The 24,072-nt window shown below is 47.4% G+C and carries 18 protein-coding genes and 1 pseudogene; 9 read left to right on the plus strand and 10 right to left on the minus strand.

What is annotated here, in order from left to right; translation table 11 throughout:
• The first annotated feature begins 137 nt into the window (after positions 1–137).
• From B5F71_RS12245 to B5F71_RS12255, 3 genes are all read left to right on the plus strand, one after another.
• Positions 138–638 carry an NUDIX domain-containing protein gene (locus tag B5F71_RS12245; protein WP_087210732.1) on the plus strand — a complete coding sequence of 167 codons (501 nt, stop codon included), beginning with the start codon at positions 138–140 and terminating at the stop codon, positions 636–638.
• A 79-nt stretch (positions 639–717) separates the two neighbouring features.
• Positions 718–1,797, plus strand: a complete 1,080-nt coding sequence (locus B5F71_RS12250; protein ID WP_087210734.1) for a TIGR04133 family radical SAM/SPASM protein — start codon at positions 718–720, stop codon at positions 1,795–1,797.
• 12 nt (positions 1,798–1,809) lie between these two features.
• The gene (locus B5F71_RS12255; protein ID WP_087210737.1) at positions 1,810–2,292 is read left to right on the plus strand and encodes a radical SAM-associated putative lipoprotein; all 483 of its coding nucleotides are present in this window, start codon (positions 1,810–1,812) and stop codon (positions 2,290–2,292) included.
• Positions 2,293–2,701: 409 nt separating this feature from the next.
• Here B5F71_RS12255 and B5F71_RS12260 read toward each other — a convergent pair whose 3' ends face one another.
• The 7 genes from B5F71_RS12260 to B5F71_RS12290 form a co-directional block, all read right to left on the minus strand.
• Positions 2,702–4,183 carry an MBOAT family protein gene (locus B5F71_RS12260; RefSeq protein ID WP_087210740.1) on the minus strand — a complete coding sequence of 494 codons (1,482 nt, stop codon included), beginning with the start codon at positions 4,181–4,183 and terminating at the stop codon, positions 2,702–2,704.
• Complete coding sequence (locus B5F71_RS12265; RefSeq protein WP_022041101.1) at positions 4,161–5,111, minus strand: GDSL-type esterase/lipase family protein; 951 nt, start codon at positions 5,109–5,111, stop codon at positions 4,161–4,163. The genes B5F71_RS12260 and B5F71_RS12265 overlap by 23 nt, the downstream gene beginning before the upstream one ends.
• Positions 5,098–6,477 (minus strand): hypothetical protein, encoded by a 1,380-nt coding sequence (locus B5F71_RS12270; RefSeq protein ID WP_087210743.1) that lies wholly within the window; start codon positions 6,475–6,477, stop codon positions 5,098–5,100. Before B5F71_RS12270 ends, B5F71_RS12265 begins: the two co-directional genes overlap by 14 nt.
• A 134-nt stretch (positions 6,478–6,611) precedes the next feature.
• Positions 6,612–7,379 (minus strand): acyl-ACP--UDP-N-acetylglucosamine O-acyltransferase, encoded by a 768-nt coding sequence (gene lpxA / locus B5F71_RS12275; RefSeq protein WP_013617643.1) that lies wholly within the window; start codon positions 7,377–7,379, stop codon positions 6,612–6,614.
• Between the two features lie 28 nt (positions 7,380–7,407).
• Positions 7,408–8,799, minus strand: a complete 1,392-nt coding sequence (locus B5F71_RS12280; RefSeq protein ID WP_174490715.1) for a TolC family protein — start codon at positions 8,797–8,799, stop codon at positions 7,408–7,410.
• A gap of 1 nt (position 8,800) precedes the next feature.
• Entirely contained in the window at positions 8,801–12,229 is a 3,429-nt protein-coding gene (locus B5F71_RS12285; protein WP_087210748.1) for an efflux RND transporter permease subunit, read from the minus strand.
• A gap of 41 nt (positions 12,230–12,270) precedes the next feature.
• Positions 12,271–13,476: an efflux RND transporter periplasmic adaptor subunit gene (locus B5F71_RS12290; RefSeq protein ID WP_022041105.1), complete on the minus strand. Its 1,206-nt coding sequence runs from the start codon at positions 13,474–13,476 to the stop codon at positions 12,271–12,273.
• Between the two features lie 301 nt (positions 13,477–13,777).
• Here B5F71_RS12290 and B5F71_RS12295 point away from each other — a divergent pair, with 301 nt between their 5' ends.
• The 5 genes from B5F71_RS12295 (at position 13,778) to B5F71_RS12315 (ending at position 19,942) form a co-directional block, all read left to right on the plus strand.
• Entirely contained in the window at positions 13,778–16,066 is a 2,289-nt protein-coding gene (locus B5F71_RS12295) for an NADP-dependent malic enzyme (RefSeq protein ID WP_087210751.1), read from the plus strand.
• 118 nt (positions 16,067–16,184) lie between these two features.
• Positions 16,185–16,367, plus strand: a complete 183-nt coding sequence (locus B5F71_RS21045) for a hypothetical protein (RefSeq protein ID WP_087210759.1) — start codon at positions 16,185–16,187, stop codon at positions 16,365–16,367.
• Between the two features lie 152 nt (positions 16,368–16,519).
• A complete protein-coding gene (locus tag B5F71_RS12305) occupies positions 16,520–17,854 on the plus strand; it encodes an NADP-specific glutamate dehydrogenase (RefSeq protein WP_013617649.1) in 1,335 nt (444 codons plus the stop codon).
• 161 nt (positions 17,855–18,015) lie between these two features.
• Positions 18,016–19,140, plus strand: coding sequence for a PCMD domain-containing protein (locus tag B5F71_RS12310; RefSeq protein ID WP_087210754.1), 1,125 nt, complete (start codon positions 18,016–18,018; stop codon positions 19,138–19,140).
• A gap of 19 nt (positions 19,141–19,159) precedes the next feature.
• Positions 19,160–19,942 carry a porin family protein gene (locus B5F71_RS12315; RefSeq protein ID WP_022041109.1) on the plus strand — a complete coding sequence of 261 codons (783 nt, stop codon included), beginning with the start codon at positions 19,160–19,162 and terminating at the stop codon, positions 19,940–19,942.
• Positions 19,943–20,201: 259 nt separating this feature from the next.
• Here B5F71_RS12315 and B5F71_RS12320 read toward each other — a convergent pair.
• The 3 genes and pseudogenes from B5F71_RS12320 to B5F71_RS12330 form a co-directional block, all read right to left on the minus strand.
• Positions 20,202–20,459: pseudogene (locus B5F71_RS12320) on the minus strand (TetR/AcrR family transcriptional regulator); the annotation flags it as partial.
• Between the two features lie 148 nt (positions 20,460–20,607).
• Complete coding sequence (locus B5F71_RS12325; protein WP_022040234.1) at positions 20,608–20,991, minus strand: L-rhamnose mutarotase; 384 nt, start codon at positions 20,989–20,991, stop codon at positions 20,608–20,610.
• 104 nt (positions 20,992–21,095) lie between these two features.
• The gene (locus tag B5F71_RS12330; protein ID WP_022040235.1) at positions 21,096–22,730 is read right to left on the minus strand and encodes an alpha-L-fucosidase; all 1,635 of its coding nucleotides are present in this window, start codon (positions 22,728–22,730) and stop codon (positions 21,096–21,098) included.
• Positions 22,731–22,941: 211 nt separating this feature from the next.
• Here B5F71_RS12330 and B5F71_RS12335 point away from each other — a divergent pair, with 211 nt between their 5' ends.
• Positions 22,942–23,799 (plus strand): AraC family transcriptional regulator, encoded by an 858-nt coding sequence (locus B5F71_RS12335; RefSeq protein ID WP_022040236.1) that lies wholly within the window; start codon positions 22,942–22,944, stop codon positions 23,797–23,799.
• Positions 23,800–24,072 lie beyond the last annotated feature (273 nt).

Genomic DNA, 24,072 nt, shown 5'->3' on the forward strand with positions numbered 1-24,072 from the left:
AACTTATGAACTATAAAAGTTAAACGGGACAGGGAAACCCACCCGTTTAACTTATTTAACAAAAATATTCCGCCATAAAACTTGTGCAAGTCTTAGAATTCTGTGGTGATTTTTTCATCCGATAAATGAATCAAGATATGACAAGCGACAACGAAAAAGAAATGTTCCCCCTCGTAGATGAAGAGGGAAACATAACGGGAGCAGCCACGCGGGGCGAATGCCACAACGGGAGCAAACTGCTGCATCCGGTAGTACACTTGCACGTGTTCAACAGCCGGGGCGAACTCTTCCTGCAACGCCGTCCGGCGTGGAAAGACATCCAGCCCGGCAAATGGGACACATCGGTAGGCGGACACATCGACCTGGGCGAGAGTGTAGAAATGGCACTGGTACGGGAAGCACGCGAAGAATTAGGCATTACCGGCTTCACGCCCCAACTCCTCACGCATTACGTCTTCGAATCCGACCGTGAAAAAGAACTAGTGTTCAGTCACCGCACTACCTACGACGGCACTATCACCCCCAGCGACGAACTGGACGGCGGACGCTTCTGGACTTTAGAGGACATCCGGAAAGCATTAGGCACAGGCATCTTCACGCCTAACTTCGAAAACGAATTCAAACGGTTGGGCTTCTGAACGTAAAAAAACAGGACATGACATGCAGTATTCGAAGTTTTCTTTCATTTACTTAATAAAAATGTGAAAAACATTGTTTATGAAAGAATCACTTACACTACGCAAACGCCTGGGGTTGGAAATCAACCGGAAGCTTACCGACAACCTTATCAAGGAACATCCGTTGCGGCAATTGTTCTGGGAATGCACGCTGCGCTGTAACCTGCATTGCCGCCATTGCGGAAGCGATTGCAAGAAGATAGCCGGCTACCAGGACATGCCGAAAGAAGATTTCCTGCAGGTGCTGGACAATGTAGCCGCACACACCGACCCGCACAAGGTATTCGTCATCCTGACCGGAGGCGAACCGCTGGTGCGCGAAGATTTGGAAGAATGCGGACGAGCCATTTACGAAAAAGGATTCCCTTGGGGCATGGTGACAAACGGATTGTTCCTTACTCCCGAACGGTTGGAAAGCCTCATCCGTGCCGGCATGCACTCGGCTACCGTCAGTCTGGATGGATTCAAGGAAGAGCACAACTGGATGCGCGGACATCCGGAAAGCTTCGACCGTGCCATCAAAGCCATCCGTATGCTGGCAGCCTTACCCGGCTTCGTGTTCGATGTAGTGACCTGCGTGAACAAGCACAATTACCCTTACCTGGAAGAACTGAAACAATACCTCATCGGCATCGGACTGAAACGCTGGCGGCTCTTCACCGTGTTCCCCATAGGAAGGGCGGCGCACGATGCCGAACTGCAACTCTCTCCCGAAGAGTTCCGGGGGATGCTGGACTTCATCAAACGCACGCGCCAATCCGGAGACATCCGCATCAGTTACGGATGCGAAGGCTTCTTGGGCAACTACGAAGGAGACGTACGCGACCACCTGTTCAGCTGCCAGGCAGGCATCACCGTCGGCTCGGTACTGATAGACGGTTCCATTTCATCGTGCCCCAGCATCCGCGCCGATTATCACCAAGGCAACATCTATCAGGACGAGTTCATGGAAGTATGGGAAAACCGCTTCCTCCCCTATCGCGACCGCGAATGGATGCGCACCGGCGAATGTGCCTCGTGCGACTATTTCCGCTATTGCCGGGGTAACGGCATGCACCTGCGCAACGAGAAAGGCGAACTGTTAGTATGTCATTTGCACAAATTATTCACCAAATCATAAATCAAAACGTATATGAAAACAAACAAATGGATGACGCGCCTCCTGTCGGGCGCACTGGTCGCATTAGGATTTACCGCCTGCGACGATGAAAACAATGGTGATTACCCTGATGATTATCCATTAGAATACGGAAGCCCTTCTGTAGAATATCGGGTAAAAGGCACCGTGACCGATGAAGCCGGAAACCCGATTGAGAACATTCGGGTCATTATCCGAAATGCGTGGGACAACACGCCCAATCCGTATATGGACGATACGGTCTACACCGACAAGCAAGGGGCATTTGCCAACGAAATGAACACTACCGGAGGTATCGGCAAGCAGAAAGTTTACTTCGATGACATCGACGGAGAAGCCAACGGAGGCACTTTCCAATCGGACAGCACGGATCTTGCCGATATGGAAAGCACGCAAGTGAAAGAAGGGTCGGGCAACTGGTATCAAGGACAATACGAGTTTACCGTCGAAAAGAAGCTGAAGAAAGATACGGAATAAATGGCAAACGCATTCGGCTGCGAAGCCCAACACGCCCTATTATCCTGCCAGTCCTGTCCTGTCAGGACTGCTATCCTCTGCGGTCAGTACTCCAGTCCTAGCCTATCAGGACTGCAGTCCTGGCTACAAGGACTGAGGGAAGAAGCTATATGCATCGGGCCATGCAGCAATATCCCTTCACAATATCAACCTATTAAAAGGAATGGAACGCAAAGACGCAGAAGCGCTGAGTTTTTATCTTTGAGAGAGCCAAGAGTACAAAGGCCGGCATTGGGCTTCGCAACCTTTTACCTTCTCCAAATTATCCTTTCGCGTCTTTGCGCCTTTGCGTTCAATATAAGGAATCACCGGACTTTTCGCATTTCATTTCTGTTTGACCATAAAGCCTCTACGGTGAAAGACGCTTCCTTTAGAACTGGAAGTAAATGAAAGGCTGGATGTCGCTGCTCTTTACCTGAATCATGATAAATATCAACACAATGACCAGCAACGCCTGTCCTACCAGCGGAAGGCGGACCACGCCCCGGCTGCACGCATCCTGCCAGCTATCGGGCAACCAATGGAGCACGTAACCCAACGCCATCAACGCAAAAACTTTCCAATAACCCGTAATCAACTGCACGAACAATTCGGGATGGAACGAAGTAAAGATTTGGCGGATCATCGTCTGCGAACCTTCGAACGTGGTGTTGCGGAAGAATATCCAGCAGAAGCAGACGAAATGGAAGGTAATCACCACCGCAAAGAAACGCCGAATCCCCGTACTGCGATAGGTCTTGGGACGGTGCAACAGGCTGCGCAAGAACTTATGCACCGCCAACGCTGCTCCATGAAGCCCTCCCCACACAATGAAATTCCACGAAGCTCCGTGCCACAAGCCTCCCAAAAGCATCGTTACAATCAAGTTGATGTACGTGCGGACCTTCCCCTTGCGGTTCCCTCCCATCGAAATGTACAGATAATCGCGGAGCCACGTAGAAAGGGATATGTGCCAGCGATGCCAGAAATCGGTCACGCTGTCCGACTTGTATGGCGAATTGAAGTTGATGGGGAAACGGAAGCCCAACAGCAGGGCAAGCCCGATTGCCATATCGCTGTACCCCGAAAAGTCGCAATAAATCTGGAGCGCATAGCCATATACCCCGAACAGGTTTTCCAATCCCGAATACAAACCGGGATTATCGAAGATGCGCTCCACGAAATTGATGCTGATGTAATCGGATATGACCGCCTTCTTGAACAGACCGCTCACGATAAAGAAAATACCCTGCCCGAACATCTCGTTGGTAACCTTGAGCGGCTGGCGTATCTGAGGCACAAAGTCGCGTGCACGCACAATGGGTCCCGCCACCAATTGCGGAAAGAACGATACATAAAAAGCATAATCGAGCAGGCTGGAAAGCGGTTTCAGGTCGCCCCTATACACATCGAGGGTGTAGCTGAGCGACTGGAAGGTAAAGAAGGAAATGCCTACCGGCAGGAAGATGTCGAGCGGTTCAAAACTTCCGTTCCACAAAGGGCAGAGCATTTCGTAAAAGAAGTTGGTGTATTTGAAGTAACACAACAAGCCCAGGTTAATGCACAGGCTGACAACTACCAGAAACTTCCTTTTCCAATGAGCGACCGTATGCACCATCTGCCGGGCAAGCAGGAAGTCGCTCACCGTCACAATTCCCAACAGGAAAAAATAAATGCCGCTGCTTTTGTAATAGAAATAATACGAAAATGCCGTGACGAACAGCAGGCGTGCCGTCGTCTTTTTCTGCAACAGCGCATAAACCAGGCTGAACCCTAAAAAAAGAAACAGAAACAGTCCGCTGTTGAATATCATCGGCTGGCTGGGGTCATAAGTCAGGACCTCTGCCAGTTTACTCCAATCCAGTTGCCACATAATCGTTGTAAGCCTTTATGAATGCTTCGTGAAGCAATAAACCTTGTACTATATATCCTTCTCTCGTAAAATGAATCTTGTCACGCTGATAGAAATGTGCCGCATTCCAGTTCAGGCAGGCACGCTCCTTTCCTCCCACAATATCGTATAAGTCCCAAACGGCAAGCCCGTTCTCGCGTGCGAAACGCAATTCGGTACTTACCACCGAAGGTGTCCGCGGATTGATGACACGCGGTCCGCGCCGTCCGTTCCTAACGTAAGCACCGGGCGGAGTTGTCCATAAAAAAGCCACATCGGGACATTGCTGTTTCAATACAGCCAGCATGGTTCTCATAGCTTCTGTATGTTCGGAAGCAGAATAACGCCTCCCGTGCGCCTCGTTTGTTCCAAATGACACGATTACCAAATCGGGATGCAAGTCTGCCACCTTTTGCAAACGTTCGGGCGTGGAATACGAAGCGCAAGTAGCTCCATTTACCCCCAAGATATGATACACCACTCCTTCCCTGCCTGTTTCCACCGCCAATCCCGAAGTCTGATAAGACACCGGAAGGTCTTCTACTGCCCTCATTCCGAAATCATCTTCCAGACAACGGCGCATCACATACGGAAAGACGTGTCCACGTACATGCGAATCGCCGATATGCACAATGCGTACCGGACGGTCCAACCGTTTTAACTTTGCAAAGAAAGGCGCTAAAGAAGCCGTCGGGTCTGTCAGAACATTATCTTCAGTCTGCAAGAACTTATCCGGCATCGGGCTGTCTACGGCAATGAATTCCATAAGCCGGGTCATCTCTTCACTGGAATATATCGGCTCCGAATGCCTGTCCGGCTTGGGCTGGACGGGTATGGTGTCTTGCGCGTATACCCATTGCCCCATCAGAAAGAGCAATGCTAAAGCGTATCGTAACCTATTCATTTTCATAAGCCTTCCGTTTCTCATGCTGTTCCTTGCCGTACATCAATGTCTCAAATAACAATCCAGCCAAGTGTTTCCCTCCTCTGAAATTAATATGGGTATAATCGTAGTTTGCCATCTGAGGCTTGCTTTCCACCATTTTCACGATGCTGCCTTCTCCCCCCATCGCTTCGTAAAGATTCCAAAAAGCGATATGCGTCTCGGCAGCCAGTGCCTGCTGATAGCGCACCAGGTTCTTGACACCCGGCATCGTACGCAACTTGCCTGTCTCATCCTTCGACTCACGGTCTCCGATGCTGACCAGCAAGAAGGAAGCTTGCGGGAATGCCTCTTTCAAACGGTTGATTACCTTCACCATTTCGGAAGTGTAATAGCGGTAATTCGTTATACCTTCCGATGCCACATTCAAACCGTATTGCAAGACAATCAAATCGTATGTACGGAGCCGGTTATACGCCCGCAACATCGGCATCGGCACACCGCCCAACTGCTGCCCGCTACTGCCCCGGGTACTGAAGTTGTCAACCACAATGCCCGAAGAAGGATCCATGGTCACACCGTAACAGATAGCAGTAGAATCTGTATGTTCCACTCTCCATTCGACACTACGTATATCCTCCTGCACCGTAGCTGCCTGTAACAGGCTGTCGCCGGCAAAAGCATACGAAACCGTATCCGCTCCCTGATTGAGTACAGCCGAAAGCCGGATGGAGTCGAGCGAAACAAAATAGAAGGAAGACGCCTCGCACGCTCCCAGATGGTCAGCGTATGTACCCAAACCTTTCAACGTAACACGGGCACCCGGCGAAGGATAATAATAATGATTGGACAAATCCTGCAAACGGCGGTTAAAGCCCACCGAATCAGTAACCGAATGGGTCTTCCAACCGCTGAACGTATGTTTAACCGTGGGGCGGAATCCTGCCACACGGGAAGTAACCGGAACATAACCGACACCACAACCGCCGAAACGCGACTGAAGCATGGCACGCAAATCGGCAGTGAGAATGTCTCCTTCGATAAACGAATCTCCGAAATAAGCAATACGCACGGGACGGTGAAGCGTCGGACAAGCCGACAAGGCTTCGTAGAAATGCGACATCCCCCGCATCGTAGAATCGGCATAGTCTTCGATGCAAGTCATTCCGGTCTTGCACGTATCGACAAAGGCAGGCTTCACCACCGGAGGCAACACCAAAGAATCAGAGTCTGCCAGCACCTCCTCCACAGGGTCGGGGCGCAAGTCGGACAGTAAATCAACTTTGCGCAACGTATATCCCCCAACCTTCAAGACAGGCAGGAAATACATCGCCAACAAACCTCCTGCAACCAGCAAAGCAAAGAGAAACGTGGATGTAACTTTATTTTTCATCGTTCTCACACTAAAAAAACGGCACAAAGATAACAGATTTTCGACATACGCCACACACGTACCAAATAAAAAAACTTCCAAAGCTCCTTACGGGCTTTGGAAGTTTTTATGCTTATCTCAACAAGAGATACAAATCAATGAATGATACCCAGCTTGGAAGATTCCACAAACTTGATGATGTTCTCAATTTCAGGACTATTCGGAATCTGCTCCCTGATACGGATCAGCGCATCGTGCTGTGAGGTATTTGCCTTGTACAAAATACGGTATGCCTGCGCAATGTGCTTGACTAAGGTCTCAGAGAATCCTGCACGCTCCAGCACAAGCGTACTGATGCTGTAGAACTCAATCGGTTCGTGCGCTGCCACGATATAAGGAGGTATATCCTTTACGAAACGGCAACCTCCTTGCACCACCGAATAACTTCCCAGCCGCGTATTTCCCTGCATCAGCACATTCGATGTCAGGATAGAGCAATCGAAAACGATGCAGTTTCCTGAAATTTGCGAACCGTTTCCGATAATGCACCGGTTGCCCACTGTCACGTCGTGCGACAAACGTGCACCGGTCATGATAAAATTACCATTACCCACCGATGTTTCATGGTCGGCATGTGTAGCACGGATAATCACGGCATTCTCACGAATCACATTATTGTCTCCGATGCGTGCAATGGTATCTTCTCCTGTATAGGCAAAGTCTTGCGGAACAGCTGCAATCACTGCTCCTTGACAGACCTTGTTACCGTTACCCATACGTGTACCACTCATCAGGCTTGCGTAAGGCATAATCTCATTGTCATCCCCTATCTCGACATTCTTATCGATATAGGCAAACGGATGAACCGTAACATTGTTGCCAATCTTTGCAGACGGGTCAACATAAGCTAAAGGACTGATCATAGTTGCTTTATTTTAAGGTTAATAAATCTCATTCTCTACCTCCGCCCAATGCACTATACAAAGAAACGACTGCCTGTATGCGCTGCATATTGTCCGAAACTTCGGTCAATTGAGCGCTCAGCAGGTTCTGCTGTGCCGTCAGGATTTCCAGGTATGTGGCATCACCACTTTGGAACAATGCTTTGGTATAAGTAACCGCCTTGTCCAACTGGTCTACCTGCTGACGGTCGTGTTCCAGCTTCTTGTCTTGTGTATCATAGAGACGCAAGGCATTGCTGACTTCCTCTCCGGCTTCCAGAATGGTCTGCTGGTAATTCATACGTGCAATCTCTTCTTCAGCTTTCGAGACCTTTAAGTTAGCCACTAATTTGCCATTGTTAAAGATAGGTTGTGCCAATGAAGCCAATGCCTGAAACATGAACTCAGCCGGATTGGCAACCGAAATGTTCGACCCGTTCGTCCAACCTGCCGTAGCCGTAATGTTCAATCCCGGATAAAACGCAGCACGCGCCTGATTGGTTGTATAATATGCACTTGCCAAAGTCATCTCGGCAATCTTTACATCGGGACGGTTTTCCAACAATTGCAAAGGAACGCCTACCGTCAAATCTTCCGGCATCACCTGCTCATCCAAAGTATTGCGGTCAATCGGTTGAGGAGTCTTTGCCAACAGCACGCAAAGCGAGTTCTCAGTTTCACGCACCTGACGCTGCAAGTCCAGCAACGAAGCCTGTACCTGATGGTAAGCGGCACGCATCTGGGCTACAGCAGCCTCGGTAGTCATTCCGGCAATCTTCATCGCTTCCATCGTGCGTACGTTTTCCTTATAGATGTCCACAGTCTGGCTTGTAATCTCTACCTGACGGTCGAGCATCAACAAAGAATAATACGTATTCGCAATGCCGCAAATGATTTGCGAACGTGTAGCTTGTTCAGAATATTGGCTCTGAAGATAAGCCACCTTCTGCCCGCGTTTCGTATTCAGAATCTTACCGAAGAAATCAAGTTCCCAACTGGCTGCAACCGGCAGCGTATAAGCCTTTACATAATTTCCTCCATCCATGCTGGTTGCAGTACCTTGAGGAGCCAGATTGATGGAAGGGAGATAAGACAACTTGGCAGCAGTCAGCATGACTTTCGCTTCTTCCACCCGAAGGGCGGCAGCCTGCAAATCCACATTGTTCGCCAATCCCTCTTCAATAAGCGCCTGCAGCTTGGCATCGCGGAAAACTTCTTGCCAAGGCAGGTTTCCCATATTTGTCGTATCGGTTGTTGCCAACGTATCCGTAGGCGAAACCGGGTCACGGTAGATGCCCGAAGCATCTATCGTTTCCGGACGGTCATACGATTTATAAATGTGGCAGCTGCTCATCATAGCAGCTACGCACACAATTCCTATTATTTGTTTCTTCATTATCATCTTATCGTTTAGTAGGAGTATACTGTTCAATTTCAGATTCCACTTCGCTTTCGTCCAAGCTATCCCATTCCATCGGTTTAACTTTTTCTTGCAACCATTGGAACGTCACGAACAAAATCGGAACGATGAAAATCTGGAAAATCATACCAATCAACATACCGCCGATAGCCGAAGCACCCAATGTACGGTTACCGTGGGCACCTACACCAAAGGCGAACATCAACGGGAGCAAACCGATAATCATTGCCAAAGAAGTCATCAGAATCGGTCGCAGACGGGCGGAAGCACCCAAGACAGCTGCCCAAGATATACTCATACCCTGCTTACGACGGTCGAGCGCGAACTCTACAATCAAGATGGCATTCTTTGCCAACAGACCCATCAACATAATCAACGCAATCTGCATATAAATATCGTTCGACATCGTTCCCAATACCATCTTCAATGCCGGAATACTGCCCAATGCCGAGAAACCGTTGACAAACAGGAAGCTTCCCAACAAACCGCAAGGTATTGACAACAATACTGCCAAAGGCAACAGGTAGCTTTCATACTGTGCACTCAGCAACAAGTAAACGAATACCAGACAGAGCACAAAGATAATTCCTGTCGTATTGGTGGTCTGTGCCTCTTCACGCGCCATACCTCCCAATTCGTAACCGAAACCGGCAGGCAAGTTATCGTTTGCTACTTCAGCAATCGCTTGCAATGCCTGACCTGAAGAATAACCGGCAGCCGGAGAAACCATCACCTGAATAGAAGTATACAGGTTGAAACGGCTGATGACATCCGGACCGTAAATCTTCTTCAGCGATACGAACTGCGAAATAGGAGCCATCTCGCCGTCACTGCCACGCACCTTGATTCCGTTCAACGACTCCAAGTTCTTTGTAGCATCGGGTTCTGCTTGAATCATCACACGGTACATCTTACCGAAGCTGTTGAAGTTAGAAGCATAGATACCACCAAAGTAACCTTGCATGGTTGTCAAGATGTCGCTCGGGCTGATACCTGCTTTCTTACAAGCTGCCGCATCAATATCCAACTGATATTGCGGGAAGCTCGGGTTAAAGTTGGTAGAAGCCGAATTGATTTCCGGACGCTCCTGCAAAGCGGCAATATAGTCGTTTACCACCTGGAAGAAGTGGTCCAGACTACCACCGGTCTTATCCTGCATGTTCAACTCAATATCAGTTGAAATAGAATAACCCGGAATCATCGGGGGCGCAAAGAACAATACCTGCGCATCCTTGAAGAGTTTCTGTGAACGCATGAACAACGTAGCGACCACAATATCTGAACTCTGCTGCGTACTCCGTTCTTCCCAGTCTTTCAGCTTGATGATGATAGAACCGTAAGAAGGTCCCTGACCGCTACCGATAAAGCTGAAACCGGAAATCACCGTACGTGACTGAACGGCAGGTTCGGCAGCAATCAGGCTGTCTACCTGTGCCAATACTTCACGCGCACGTTCCTGAGAAGTGCCGGGAGGCAAAGTCACAGAACCCATAATGGTACCCGTATCTTCATTCGGCACCATACCGGTAGGTGTAATGCTCATGAATACGACCAAAAGCACAATCGCTCCGGCAACCATACCCATTGACAGCCAGCGTTTGTGAATAAAGAATACGACACGTTTCTTATATTTTGCCAGCAACGAATTATACGACTTGTTGAACGAGTTCTTGAACTTGTCGGTAGTCATACCGGCAAAAGCCAAGACACTGATAATAATCATCACGATACAGAGCACCGGATGTTCTTCGAAACTGAACAAGCCGAAAATCATACCCAGAATGGCAACAACCGTAAAGAGAATGACAATCTTCGGGTTCATCCACTTACCGAGAGCGTCTGTATACCGTGCCACGAGAATCTTACGAGACTCCTTATAAGCCGTACCCATACGTTCTTTCAACGTAGCTTCCGAATTATGCGGTTTCAAGAACAAGGCACACAATGCCGGAGAAAGCGTCAAGGCGTTCAGAGCCGAGAAACCGATAGAAATCGCCATGGTCAGACCGAACTGCTGATAGAAGGTACCTGCCGTACCACTCATGAAACTTACCGGAATGAACACAGACATCATCACCAACGTAATGGAAACGATGGCGCTGCCCAATTCGCTCATGGCATCGATAGATGCCTCACGCGTTGACTTATATCCCTGGTCCAACTTGGCGTGGACACCTTCGACGACGACTATGGCATCGTCGACGACTATCGCAATCGCAAGCACCATAGCCGACAAGGTCAGCAAGTTGATACTAAAGCCGATAATCTTCAAGGCAAAGAAAGTGGCAATCAACGCAACCGGAATGGCAATCGCCGGAATCAACGTAGAACGCATATCCTGCAAGAAGATATATACTACGATAAACACCAGGATAAATGCTTCAATCAACGTCTTGACAACCTCATGAATAGAAGCGAACAAGAAGTCGTTGGCACTCTGTGCAATGTTGATACCCAAGCCTTCGGGAAGATTCTTTTCATATTCGGCAAGCACTTTTTCCAAGTTAGCAATGGTTTCCGTCGCATTGGTTCCTGCCATCTGATAGATGATACAAGATACCGCCTTGTGACCGTTTACCGTATTGTTGAAGTTGTAAGTCAAACGGCCCAATTCCATTTCGGCTACATCTTTCAAGCGAAGCAATTCACCGTTCGGCAAAGACTTGATGACAATATCGCCGAATTCTGTTTCGCTCGACAAACGTCCTTTATAACGGATGGTATATTGGAACGACTGGTTACCGCGCTCACCGAACTGTCCCGGAGCAGCTTCCACGTTCTGTTCTGCCAATACTCCCGTAATGTCACTCGGCACCAACTTATACTGCGCCATCACATCCGGTTTCAACCAGATACGCATGGAGTAGTCGGTACCCATCACATTGGCATCACCCACACCGCTTACACGCTTGATTTCCGGAATCAAGTTGATACTTGCGTAGTTTTCGAGGAACTCGATGTTGTATTTGTCTTCCTTATCATAGATAGAGAAAATCATCAACATAGAGGTCTGACGCTTCATGGTGGTCACACCGACCTGCGTTACTTCAGCAGGCAACAGACCTTGAGCCTGAGTCACACGGTTCTGCACATTGACCTGCGCCATATCGGGGTCAGTTCCTTGATTAAAATACACTGTGATACGTGCCGAGCCGTTATTGGTAGCGGTAGACTGCATGTACATCATGTTTTCCACACCATTGATCTGGTCCTCCAACGGAGAAATCACAGAGTTCAATACAGCCTGCGCATTGGCACCTGTATAGGTCGCACTAACCGAAACGGTAGGCGGCGCGATGTCCGGATATTGGGTAATTGGCAAAGTTGCCAAACCGATAAAACCCAAGATTACCAACAAAATTGAGATAACGGTTGATAATACCGGACGGTTAATAAATTTATCTAGTTTCATTCTATACCTTATATATTATATAACGATATTTACGTATTGAATCAATTAAAAGCTGTAGCCAGATTGCCTTCTCTCTGGTCTTTCAAAGCCTGCTGATACTTGGCTTCTCTTTGGGCAGGGGTAATCGGAGTAATCTTCATACCGTCGCTCAAACGGGTTACACCTTCTACGGCAATCTTGTCGCCCGACTTCAAACCGTCAAGCACAATGTAGTTCTTGCCATCGTTCAAGTTCGAGATTTGGATTTCCGTATACTTCACTGTGCTGTCCGGTTGCAATACGTAAACGAACTTCTTGTCCTGGATGTCTACCGTAGCCGACTGCGGAACCAACAATACATTTTCCATTGTATAAGGGAAGATAATGTTCGCCATACCTCCGCTCCGCAGTACATTCTGCTTATTGGGGAAAATGGCACGCATGCTTACCGAACCGGTTTCCTGGTCGATAACACCGCTCACGGCATCAATCTTTCCTTTTTCCGCATAAACGCTTCCATCAGAAAGTTCCAGCTGCACTTCCGGCATCTTCTCCAATTGCTCTTTCAGTGTACCACCTGCCTTGGTCAGGTTCAACAGTTCCTTTTCGGTCAATGAAAAATACACATACATGTCCCCGATTTGAGAAACCGTTGTCAAAGGATCAGCTACCGACGGGCTTACCAGTGCACCTATACGGTAGGGGAACGTACCGATAACGCCGTCCGAAGGGCTGGTCACCGTACAGAATCCCAGATTCTGCTTGGCAGCAGTGTACGAAGCTTCAGCCTGTGCCAGGCTTGCCTTAGCTGTCAACAGGTTGTTGACGGCAGTCTGATATTCAAAATCACTGATGATTTTCTGTTCGTGAAGCATCTTTTTGTTCACTTCCGTTTCCGAAACAGTCTTCAGATTTGCTTTCGCAGACTCAACTCCTGCCTTAGCCTGGTCAAACGCCGCCTGATATTGTGTGGGGTCAATTTGGAACAACGCTTGTCCCTTATGAACGGTAGCACCTTCGTCTACACACAATTTCACGATAAATCCCGACACTTGCGGACGGATTTCAATATCCTGCAAACCTTTGATTGTTGCCGGATACTTTGTCACCTGATTACTGGAAGTAGAAGTCACTTCCTGTACTGTGAACTCGTCATCACCCATTTTACCGCCTTGGCTGCTACATGCAGTCAACGCCGATATGCCCAATGCCAAAAGGGCTATCCGGCTAGAAGAAAAACTTCTGTTTTTTTTCATGCTCATATTCATAAATATAACTGTTAGTGTTTCCTTGATTTGTTAATTGCCTATGAAAACTTGCCCAAATGCATTCGTTTGAGCTTTGCAAAGATAGGAAAAAAGTGTCTATATAAAATAGGTGTTTAACTAAGAATAACCATAAAACAAAGAAGTTATTACATATAGTCCTAATAATCCGACCAAATGACAAATCTTATCGACAAAAAATGTGACGATTCCTGCAATTTAGAGTTTTTAAAGCCTAAATATCGTCCATTTGTTATTTTATTCTTACTTTTGCACAACACATTAACGATAAATCTAAAAGAAGATGGTGAAAATAACAAAAGAAGCTGCCCTGCTTTATCACTCGCAAGGCAAGCCTGGAAAAATTGAGGTCGTACCGACCAAGCCTTATCAAACCCAACGTGATTTGTCTTTAGCTTATTCTCCCGGTGTAGCGGAACCGTGTCTGGAAATCCAAAAGAACCCCGACACGGCATACGACTACACAGACAAAGGGAACTTGGTAGCGGTTATTTCGAACGGAACCGCCGTATTGGGATTGGGAGACATCGGTGCCATGAGCGGCAAACCGGTTATGGAAGGAAAAGGATTACTGTTCAAGATTTACGCAGGCATTGATGTATTCGACATTGAAGTAAACGAAAAAGACCCCGACAAATTCATCGAAGCTGTAAAGGCGATTGCCCCGACATTCGGAGGCATCAACCTGGAAGACATCAAAGCACCTGAGTGCTTCAAAATCGAACAACGGCTGAAAGAAGAACTGGACATCCCGGTCATGCACGATGACCAGCACGGAACTGCCATTATTTCAAGTGCAGGACTGCTGAATGCGCTGGAGGTAGCAGGCAAGAAGATAGAAGAAGTAAAGATTGTAGTAAATGGAGCCGGAGCTTCTGCCGTATCATGCACCAAACTTTACATCTCATTGGGAGCGCGACTGGAAAACATCCTGATGCTGGACAGCAAAGGGGTCATAACCAAAGAACGTACCGACCTGAACGAACAGAAGAAATTCTTTGCGACAGACCGCACCGATGTACATACATTAGCCGAAGCCATCAAAGGCGCCGATGTATTCCTGGGACTTTCCAAAGGGAACGTCCTGACACAAGACATGGTACGCAGCATGGCTTCTCACCCGATTGTTTTCGCATTGGCAAACCCGACACCCGAAATTTCGTACGAAGACGCCATGGCATCACGCCCGGATGTATTAATGTCGACCGGACGTTCTGATTACCCGAACCAAATCAACAACGTTATCGGATTCCCCTACATCTTCCGCGGCGCACTCGACACCCGTGCCACAGCCATCAACGAAGAAATGAAACTGGCAGCCGTACGCGCCATTGCCGGACTGGCAAAGAAACCGGTACCCGATGTAGTAAACAACGCTTACCATGTCAACAACCTGACCTTCGGACCCGATTATTTCATTCCGAAACCGGTTGACCCACGCTTGATTACCGAAGTGTCTATGGCTGTAGCCAAGGCTGCTATGGATTCGGGAGTAGCACGCAAGCATATCACAGACTGGGAAGGTTATAAGAACCATTTGCGTGAATTGATGGGACAAGAAAACAAACTGACCCGCCAGCTGTACGAAACCGCACGCCAAGACCCGCAGCGTGTCGTATTTGCTGAAGGTATCCACCCCAACATGTTGAGAGCTGCGGTAGAAGCAAAAGCCGAAGGCATCTGCCACCCGATTCTGTTGGGCAACGAAGAACGCATCGAAAAACTTGCCAAAGAACTGGATTTAAGCTTGGAAGGCATCGAAATCGTCAACTTGCGTCATGACCGTGAAGCAGAGCGCCGTGAACGCTATGCACGCATCTTGAGCGAGAAACGTGCCCGTGAAGGAGCAAACTATCAAGAGGCAAACGACAAGATGTTCGAACGTAACTACTTCGGTATGATGATGGTAGAAACCGGTGAAGCAGACGCTTTCGTTACAGGTCTGTATACCAAATATACCAACACCATTAAGGTGGCAAAAGAAGTTATCGGCATCCAGCCGGGATACAAACACTTCGGCACCATGCATATCCTGAACTCCAAGAAAGGCACTTACTTCATTGCCGATACACTGATCAACCACCATCCCGACACAGAAACCCTGATTGACATCGCCAAATTGTCTGCCAAAGCAGTACGTTTCTTCAACCAAGAACCGGTAATGGCAATGCTTGCTTACTCCAACTTCGGTTCCGACCAGGAAGGAAGCCCGGCTAAAGTACACGAAGCCTTAGCCTACATGCAGCAAGAATTCCCCGATCTGGCTATCGATGGAGAAATGCAGGCAAGATTTGCCCTCAACAACGAGTTGCGTGACGAGAAATATCCGTTCACCCGCCTGAAAGGTAAAGAAGTCAATACACTGGTATTCCCGAACCTGAACTCTGCCAACGCTACTTACCAGCTTATCCAAAGCATGAGCGAAACAGAAGTAATCGGCCCGATTCAGATGGGACTGAACAAACCGATTCACTTTACCGACATTGAAAGCTCAGTGCGCGATATCGTCAACATCACCGCTATCGCCTGCATCGATGCGATCGTAGCCAAGAAGTTGCATAACCAAAAATAAATTTATGTCTCTGTTTGAAACGCAGATTTACACAGATTTTCGCAGATTAAGAAACTGCGAGAATCTTCGTGAATCTGCGTTTCTTCTGTCACCATACACCTTTTCATACCCTGACCTTATGCGAAAACCACTCACCTCTTCACAATGTGTCGTGTTAGCCTTGGCTTGGGCAGCACTTTGTTTCATTGTTCTTACTTCCAGCCCACAAATTGACGGCATGCTTATCCTGACAATACTCATTTCAGGTGCCCTGGTGTTCATTCCGATTGTCAAAGCGTTAAAAAAGAAACAGCAGAAGTAGTCATTTCCACACAAAAACGAAACAAAAACAACTTTTTGATGTTTTTACTCTGATTTTCTTACTAAATTGTTGCATAAATAAAAAATAATCTATACTTTTACCACATCAAACAATGAGAAGAATATTTAATAACCAATAACAAGATTAGAAGAATGAATGCAGCAAAAGTCCTGGAAGATCTGAAAAGAAGATTTCCCAATGAACCTGAGTACCATCAGGCAGTAGAAGAAGTATTAGGTACAATCGAAGAAGAATACAACAAGCATCCTGAATTCGACAAAGTGAATCTGATTGAACGCTTGTGTATTCCAGACCGTGTTTACCAGTTCCGCGTAACGTGGATGGACGATAAAGGCAACATCCAGACCAACATGGGATACCGTGTACAGCATAACAACGCCATTGGCCCGTATAAAGGCGGTATCCGTTTCCACAGTTCTGTAAACCTCGGTATCCTGAAGTTCCTGGCTTTCGAACAAACATTCAAGAACTCATTGACTACGCTTCCGATGGGTGGAGGCAAAGGTGGTTCAGACTTCTCTCCACGTGGCAAATCAAACGCTGAGGTAATGCGTTTCTGCCAGGCTTTCATGCTGGAATTGTGGCGTCACATTGGTCCTGAAACCGATGTACCTGCCGGTGACATCGGTGTAGGCGGACGTGAAGTAGGCTACATGTTCGGCATGTACAAGAAACTGACCCGTGAATTCAGCGGTGTGCTCACCGGTAAAGGACGCGAATTCGGCGGTTCATTGATTCGCCCCGAAGCAACAGGTTACGGAAATATCTACTTCCTGCTCGAAATGCTGAAGACCCGCAACATTGATATCAAAGGCAAGACCTGTCTGGTATCAGGTGCAGGAAACGTAGCACAATATACAGTAGAAAAACTGATTCAGTTGGGTGCGAAAGTAGTTACAATGTCCGACTCAGACGGTTATATCTACGATCCGGACGGAATCGACCGCGAAAAACTGGACTACATCATGGAACTGAAGAACCTGTATCGTGGACGTATCCGCGAATATGCAGAGAAATACGGCTGCAAATACGTAGCCGGAGCACGTCCTTGGAACGAAAAAGGCGACATTGCCCTTCCTTCTGCCACACAGAATGAAATCAACGGCGATGATGCCAAAGCTTTGGTTGCCAACGGTGTATTCGCTGTATCCGAAGGTGCCAACATGCCTTCTACCCCCGAAGCAATCCGTGTATTCCAGGAAGCGAAGATTCTCTATGCACCGGGTAAGGCTGCCAATGCCGGCGGTGTATCTGTATCAGGTCTGGAAATGACTCAGAACTCCATCAAGCTGAGCTGGAGCCAGGAAGAAGTGGACGAAAAGCTGAAGAGCATCATGAAGAACATCCACGAAGCTTGCGTGAAATACGGAACAGAACCCGACGGTTACATCAACTACGTAAAGGGTGCCAACGTAGCCGGATTCATGAAAGTGGCAAATGCCATGATGGCTCAAGGCATCGTATAATTTATACAGGTGCGACAAATTTCAATCCGGCTTCCTGTGACGGAAGCCGGATTTTTTTACGCTTACCCTTCCCCGCCATTCCTATTTTAACACTCACTTTATCAATAGTTACACTTATTTCATTATCTTTGCCGAGTTATTACGCTAAAGCCGATAATGTTATGAATATCCGAAAAATCTTTGCAGGGTTACTTCTTACCCTGGCGGTGTCTTCGTGCATTCAAGACGAAGCCCTGAACGTGGAAGCAGCCATCGATGACTGCACAGGCGAAAACATCCAACTGGCAAGCATAGATGCCACCCACAAAGAAATAGAAATTTATGTGCTCGACGGTACAGATGTATCACAGCAGGAACTGAACTTTACGCTTGCCGACGGCGCAACCATTCAAGCCGACGAAACAGAAGCAGGCGACCAGCCTCCGTATTACGATTTCAGCCAACGCACATTGCGCCGGTTCACCGTGACATCGGAAGACGGAAACACAACCGCCACGTATGTAGTCCGCATCAACAAAATGGAACTTCCCACTCATTATTCGTTCGAAAACCTGCGCGCCACTACGCCCTATCATATTTTCTATCTCACCAATGAGTCGGGCATCATGCAGTGGGCAAGCGGAAACCCAGGCTACGAACTGAGCGGCATGGCACTCGACGAGACGCAATACCCTACCGTACAGGATCCAATAGGCCACAGCGGCAAATGCGTACGTCTTACTACACGTAGCACCGGCTCTTTCGGACTCCCGTTAGGAATGCCCATAGCTTGTGGCAACTTGTTTGTTGGCTCGTTCGACGTACAAAATGCTGTCACAGCTCCACGACAGGCTACCCACTTCGGTTTCCCATTTACCAAAATACCCCAACGCATAACCGGATGGTATAAATACCAAAAAGGTGAGACATTCACCGATGAAAACAATGAAGTACTAAGCGGACAAACCGATATAGGCGACATCTATGCAGTGCTTTACGAAGCTGAGACCAGCGACTATACACTGGATGGCGACCTCTTCCCACTGACCGGAGGCATCAACCCGAATATTGTACTGATGGCACGTATTGGTGAACAAGGCCAACAAGAAATGAAAGAAACCGATGAATGGACTTACTTCGACTTATCATTCGAGGCACAAAACGGCAAGACCGTCGACCCTGAAGGACTGGCAAACGGCAAATACAAACTTGCAATCGCTTTCGCCTCCAGCAGAGGAGGAGGTTATTTCCGAGGAGCGGTAGGAAGCGAACTGTACATAGACGAAGTGGAAATAATCTGCGAATAACCCTTAACACGTAAACAACATGAAAAAATACATATTAACTTTAGCAGTAGCCCTGGCATTCGGCACAGGCATCGCACAGGCACAATGGTCGGAACACAAAGGCTTGCTTTGGTCATCCCTGCACGGATTGGAATACGAATTCAAGGCAGGTGTAAACTTCGGAGGCACTTCCCCACTCCCACTTCCACACGAAATCAGAAGCATCGACAGTTATCGCCCCGGGCTTGCCATCACTATCGAAGGAAACGCTACCAAATGGATAGACGAAGCCAAAAAATGGGGCGTAAGCGTAGGGTTACGCCTCGACAGCAAGAGCATGACCACCCAAGCCACGGTGAAAAACTATGGCATGGAAATCTTCAGTGAGACAGGTGGAAAAATACAAGGACTTTGGACAGGTGGCGTAGAAACAAAAGTAAGGATGTCGCTCCTTACCATCCCCATCCTTGCCAACTATAAGATAGGCGAACGCTGGAAACTGGTATTCGGCCCCTACCTGTCATATATGATGAGCGGTGACTTCGACGGGAACGTCTACGAAGGCCATCTGCGCACTCCCGATGCTACAGGAAGCCGTGTCAACTTTACAGGTGACAACGTCGCTACCTATGACTTTTCCGAAGACCTCCGCCGTTTCCAATGGGGATTGCAAGTGGGTGGTTCATGGCGTGCCTATAAGCACCTTACCGTACACGCCGACCTGACCTGGGGACTGAACGACATCTTTCAGAAAGATTTCGAAACCATTACATTCGCCATGTATCCCATCTACCTGAACCTCGGGTTCGGATATGTATTCTGAAAAATCCGCCCAATAAGAAGCAGTTTTGAATTTATCGTGCGATGATTTTGGAATGAGTTTTTGAGGCATTTTCGCTTCTGTGATGAGGAAAGATAGCGGGCTATCTTCCTCATAGTAAAGACGCAAGATTTTGCGTCTCTACAAAAACTCATCCCAAATCATCGCACGATAAATAAAAAAGAAGGAAACCTCCGTGAAGATTTCCTCCCTGCCAACCGTCCTGATGCGGTTGAATGTTCGTATGTACGTTGTCTGTATCTCATATTTGGATGATTGCCCTCCAGCCTTGAATTTCAAAAAGAATATAGTCGTGCAAGATGGTTTCCATTTCCTGTTGGGGAACCGAATGCATCAGCAGTTCTTCGAACAGGGTGAACATCCATACCGTATGCAGGTGGATGATAAAATCAGACACCGCCGTATTGATTTCGGGATGCTTCTGCTGCATGGACGCGAACCATGCCTTGACCAGTTCCGTAGAACGGTCGGTGTAGTTCTCGCGGAAATGTTCCAATGAAATAGCCAATATACGGTCGCGTATGTCTTCTTTCAGCACTTGCATGTATGATAAAACAATGTTTTCATTTTGCAAAGGTACTGGGTCGGTGTTTATCTGACAATACCTATTTTTAGGGATTTTATATCTTTATTCCAAGCCATCCGGCTCAGTCATACAAGTAAAACATCCGGTCCATCAGATGCCATTTCTCTGCCGATGTGCTTCCGGGAAGACACTCTTGAAAACGTGTCACACATTCTTCCCACTCCGCCTGCCGTGGCAAAGAAGCGAGCCGTTTCATAGCTACATTCCAATCAAAGTCAAGCGGAGTTTCTACTATCATGAACAACTTATTGCCATAAATGTAGATTTCCATCTCCAAGATACCCACCTCACGGATTCCCCTCCGTATCTCAGGCCATGCATATTCACGGCTGTGCAACTTGCGGTATTCGGCAATAAGTGCGCGATTGTCCTTCAAGTCAAGCGTCTGGCAATAACGTTTGACCGGAATATCGTATGCCTTTGTTTGATATCCTTCGTAATCCATTGTCTTCTGTACATTTTAGTTAAACCTGCCAGTGAACGTATCTTCACCGGCGACTGCATATACTTTCATGAAAAGCCGTATCTATGTAGACTCCCAACCCGTCTTTATCTGATGCGGAAAACCGGAGCTATTTGGTTGAGCGGTTCAGCAGGCAAGGTGATGGCAAGCCCCCCGGCGGTACGTTCCGCCTGCACCTTTCCATATCCTAGCAAAGTCACTTCGTGTATCTCTTCGGGATACAATTCCGAACCTGCCGCCAGTGACTTGATGATTACGGTATGGCTTTCGGGCCATCCAAGTGCAGTGGCATATAATACATCACCTTTTTGCGTGAAACGGATTTCTTTCGAGTCTGCCTTGTTATACGAACCTTCGTTGAAACCCTGCGCGTTAAGCGGAATATCCTCTTCAGCTATCGGTCCTTCGCCAAACACTTTCCACGGACGGGTATCATAAACGGCTTCCTTGTTGATGTCCATCCAGGCACCGAACTCGTTCAGGATTTTTTCTTCCTTCTCGTCAAACGTCCCGTCGGCACGGAGCGGCACGCTCAGCAACAGGTTTCCGTTCTTGCTCACGATGTCCATCAAAAGCTTTACGACATACGAAGCCGACTTGTAGCCATTGTTCTCATAAATGGAGGTATTGTAGTGCCAGCCTCCGATACACGAACAGGATTGCCACGGCTCCGGAATCGCCTTGTTGGGAGCTCCGCGTTCCACATCCCAAACCAATGCCTTACGCTGGTCTTCGTTCAGAATCTTACCAAACATTACGGCTTCCAATTTGCCATTGTGCGTAGCCATGCTATGGTTATAAAAATGTGCGGCAATCTTCAATCCCGCATCGCTTACCGGATAAAAAGGCAATACCGTCACATCGAAATACAACAAATCGGGGTTGTAACGGTTGATGACATCCAGCGTGCGGTTATAGAAATTGGTTGCAAATTCTTGCGAAGGAGGACATGCACCGTTCTCCCATCCCCACTGGCGATGAATCATGCCATTATCCCAGCTGTTCTCGCTCAGCGGATGGTTCTGTGCATAGAGGTCTTGCGGGTCATAACCTTCCCACCACTTGCCTTTTCCGTCCGCCTTGGTCAGCTTCCCGTCATAAGGGATGCCTTTCATGGGACCGATGGTGTCATGCCGCTGGGCTACTTCGTACCACGTCCACGCATGGTCGGCATGCAAACTGACTCCGAAATACAATCCGTATTTGCGGGCTGCCTTCTCCCAACCGGCAAGGATATTCTTCTTCGGTCCCATATTGATGGAGTTCCAAGGCTGGTATTTGCTATCCCATAAATCAAAATTATCATGATGATTTCCCAACACAAAGAAATACTGCGCCCCTATCTTCTTATAAAACGCCACCAGTTTGTCCGGATCCCAGCGTTCTGCCTTAAAGAGAGGAATAACATCCTTGAAACCAAACTCCGAGGGATGCCCGTAATGCTTTACATGATATTCATATTCAGGAGAGCCCTCTATATACATTGAACGTGCCATCCAGTCGCCCGATCCTTCTACACACTGCGGTCCCCAGTGTGCCCAGATGCCGAACTTGGCATTGCGGAACCACTCCGGCACCTGGTATTGTTTCAACGACTCCCACGTAGGCTCGAACTTTCCTTTCATCATCGGTTCATCTCTTTCCGATACAGGCACCTGATAAGTCTGGGCATACAGCCCTGCAGATAAAAATAAAGATGCAATCAAGAGTTTTGTTTTCATACGTATAAGTGTTTAGTGTTTTTCTGATAACAAAGATACGAACATACGGCAAACCACAATAGGACAAAGCAGGAAGTTTATGGATAAAATCGACAAACCGTTATTTTTATATCTTCAAACGAAAACAAAAACGATTTATATTTCATAAATTTGCACCAAAAAAAAGAAAAAAGTTAACTTTAAAAAGCCATATAAAAACACCTATTAATATATGAGTTTACAAGTAGACCAATTGCATCCCTTAGTATTGAATGTGGGCTTAGCCATACAAGATGCTGACTGGAACTGGAAGAACGTGAGCAGCCCTTTCAGCCGTTTATATTATGTTACCGAAGGTGAGGCTAAAATACAATTTGCAGACGGTATATATACATTACACCCCAACCATTTATACTTCATCCCTGCTTTTACACGACATACCTATATCTGCAATTCGCGTTTCGTGCATTACTACTTGCATATTTACGACGACCATAAATCAGATGAGGACTGGCTGGAATTATGGGACTTTCCGTTCGAGATACCAACAGGGAAATGGGAATTGCAGTTATTTGAACGCTTATGCGAAATAAACCCGCACATGAGCTTGCAGAAGTCCGATCCATCCACCTACGACAACAATCCTACCCTGATGAAAAGCCTGATGAAAAACAGGCAACGCGCTTTTTGCGACAAAGTGGAATCGAGAGGCATTGTGCTCCAGCTGCTCGCCCGCCTGTTCAAACAAGCGAAATCGAAAATAGAGACCAAAGACAACCGCATCGTAAAAGCCGTCTTATACATACACAGGCACATCGGTGAAACAATCAGCCTGAACACACTGGTGGAAAACGCCTGCCTGTCGAAAGACCATTTCATCCGTCTTTTCAAAAGTGAAATGAACATGACCCCGCTCCAGTACATCAACCAGAAAAAAATAGAAAAGGCACAACTGCTCCTGATTACGGAAGCATTATCTGTAAAAGAAATTTCTTTCCGACTGGCTTTTGATGATTATTCCTACTTCAATCGCTTGTTTAAAAAACTGACCGGCATGACACCACAAGAGTACAGACATATTTACCGATAATAATCGGTGCCAAGGAGCTTCCACTTCATATGTCCATCAGTTGCTTTTCCAAGCCAAGCCAGAACATTTGCTTAGTCCGACAATCCCATTCGCATGGCTGCCTTGCCTGTAAGATTATTAATCTTCATACCGAAAGATTATTAATCTTCACGCTGTAAGATTATTAATTCAAGTTTCGCAAGTTAATAGATAACCTTCTTCTTGGGATATAAAAGAGGCACAGGGATTTCCGCATATCGCAGAAAATGAGTAATTTTATAGTTGCAAATCAAA

It is taken from the genome of Bacteroides sp. An269 (genome assembly GCF_002159755.1).
In the GTDB taxonomy this organism is placed as follows: Bacteria; Bacteroidota; Bacteroidia; order Bacteroidales; family Bacteroidaceae; genus Phocaeicola; species Phocaeicola intestinalis.

Coding starts and splice junctions, on each gene's coding strand:
- B5F71_RS12310 (WP_087210754.1), top strand. CDS start 18,016: ATGAATATCCGAAAAATCTTTGCAGGGTTACTTCTTACCCTGGCGGTG.
- B5F71_RS12270 (WP_087210743.1), bottom strand. CDS start 6,477: ATGAAAAATAAAGTTACATCCACGTTTCTCTTTGCTTTGCTGGTTGCA.
- B5F71_RS12305 (WP_013617649.1), top strand. CDS start 16,520: ATGAATGCAGCAAAAGTCCTGGAAGATCTGAAAAGAAGATTTCCCAAT.
- B5F71_RS12260 (WP_087210740.1), bottom strand. CDS start 4,183: ATGTGGCAACTGGATTGGAGTAAACTGGCAGAGGTCCTGACTTATGAC.
- B5F71_RS12325 (WP_022040234.1), bottom strand. CDS start 20,991: ATGGATTACGAAGGATATCAAACAAAGGCATACGATATTCCGGTCAAA.
- B5F71_RS12290 (WP_022041105.1), bottom strand. CDS start 13,476: ATGAATATGAGCATGAAAAAAAACAGAAGTTTTTCTTCTAGCCGGATA.
- B5F71_RS12265 (WP_022041101.1), bottom strand. CDS start 5,111: ATGAAAATGAATAGGTTACGATACGCTTTAGCATTGCTCTTTCTGATG.
- B5F71_RS12245 (WP_087210732.1), top strand. CDS start 138: ATGACAAGCGACAACGAAAAAGAAATGTTCCCCCTCGTAGATGAAGAG.
- B5F71_RS12315 (WP_022041109.1), top strand. CDS start 19,160: ATGAAAAAATACATATTAACTTTAGCAGTAGCCCTGGCATTCGGCACA.
- B5F71_RS12295 (WP_087210751.1), top strand. CDS start 13,778: ATGGTGAAAATAACAAAAGAAGCTGCCCTGCTTTATCACTCGCAAGGC.
- B5F71_RS12335 (WP_022040236.1), top strand. CDS start 22,942: ATGAGTTTACAAGTAGACCAATTGCATCCCTTAGTATTGAATGTGGGC.
- B5F71_RS12285 (WP_087210748.1), bottom strand. CDS start 12,229: ATGAAACTAGATAAATTTATTAACCGTCCGGTATTATCAACCGTTATC.
- lpxA (WP_013617643.1), bottom strand. CDS start 7,379: ATGATCAGTCCTTTAGCTTATGTTGACCCGTCTGCAAAGATTGGCAAC.
- B5F71_RS12280 (WP_174490715.1), bottom strand. CDS start 8,799: ATGATAATGAAGAAACAAATAATAGGAATTGTGTGCGTAGCTGCTATG.
- B5F71_RS12330 (WP_022040235.1), bottom strand. CDS start 22,730: ATGAAAACAAAACTCTTGATTGCATCTTTATTTTTATCTGCAGGGCTG.
- B5F71_RS21045 (WP_087210759.1), top strand. CDS start 16,185: ATGCGAAAACCACTCACCTCTTCACAATGTGTCGTGTTAGCCTTGGCT.
- B5F71_RS12255 (WP_087210737.1), top strand. CDS start 1,810: ATGAAAACAAACAAATGGATGACGCGCCTCCTGTCGGGCGCACTGGTC.
- B5F71_RS12250 (WP_087210734.1), top strand. CDS start 718: ATGAAAGAATCACTTACACTACGCAAACGCCTGGGGTTGGAAATCAAC.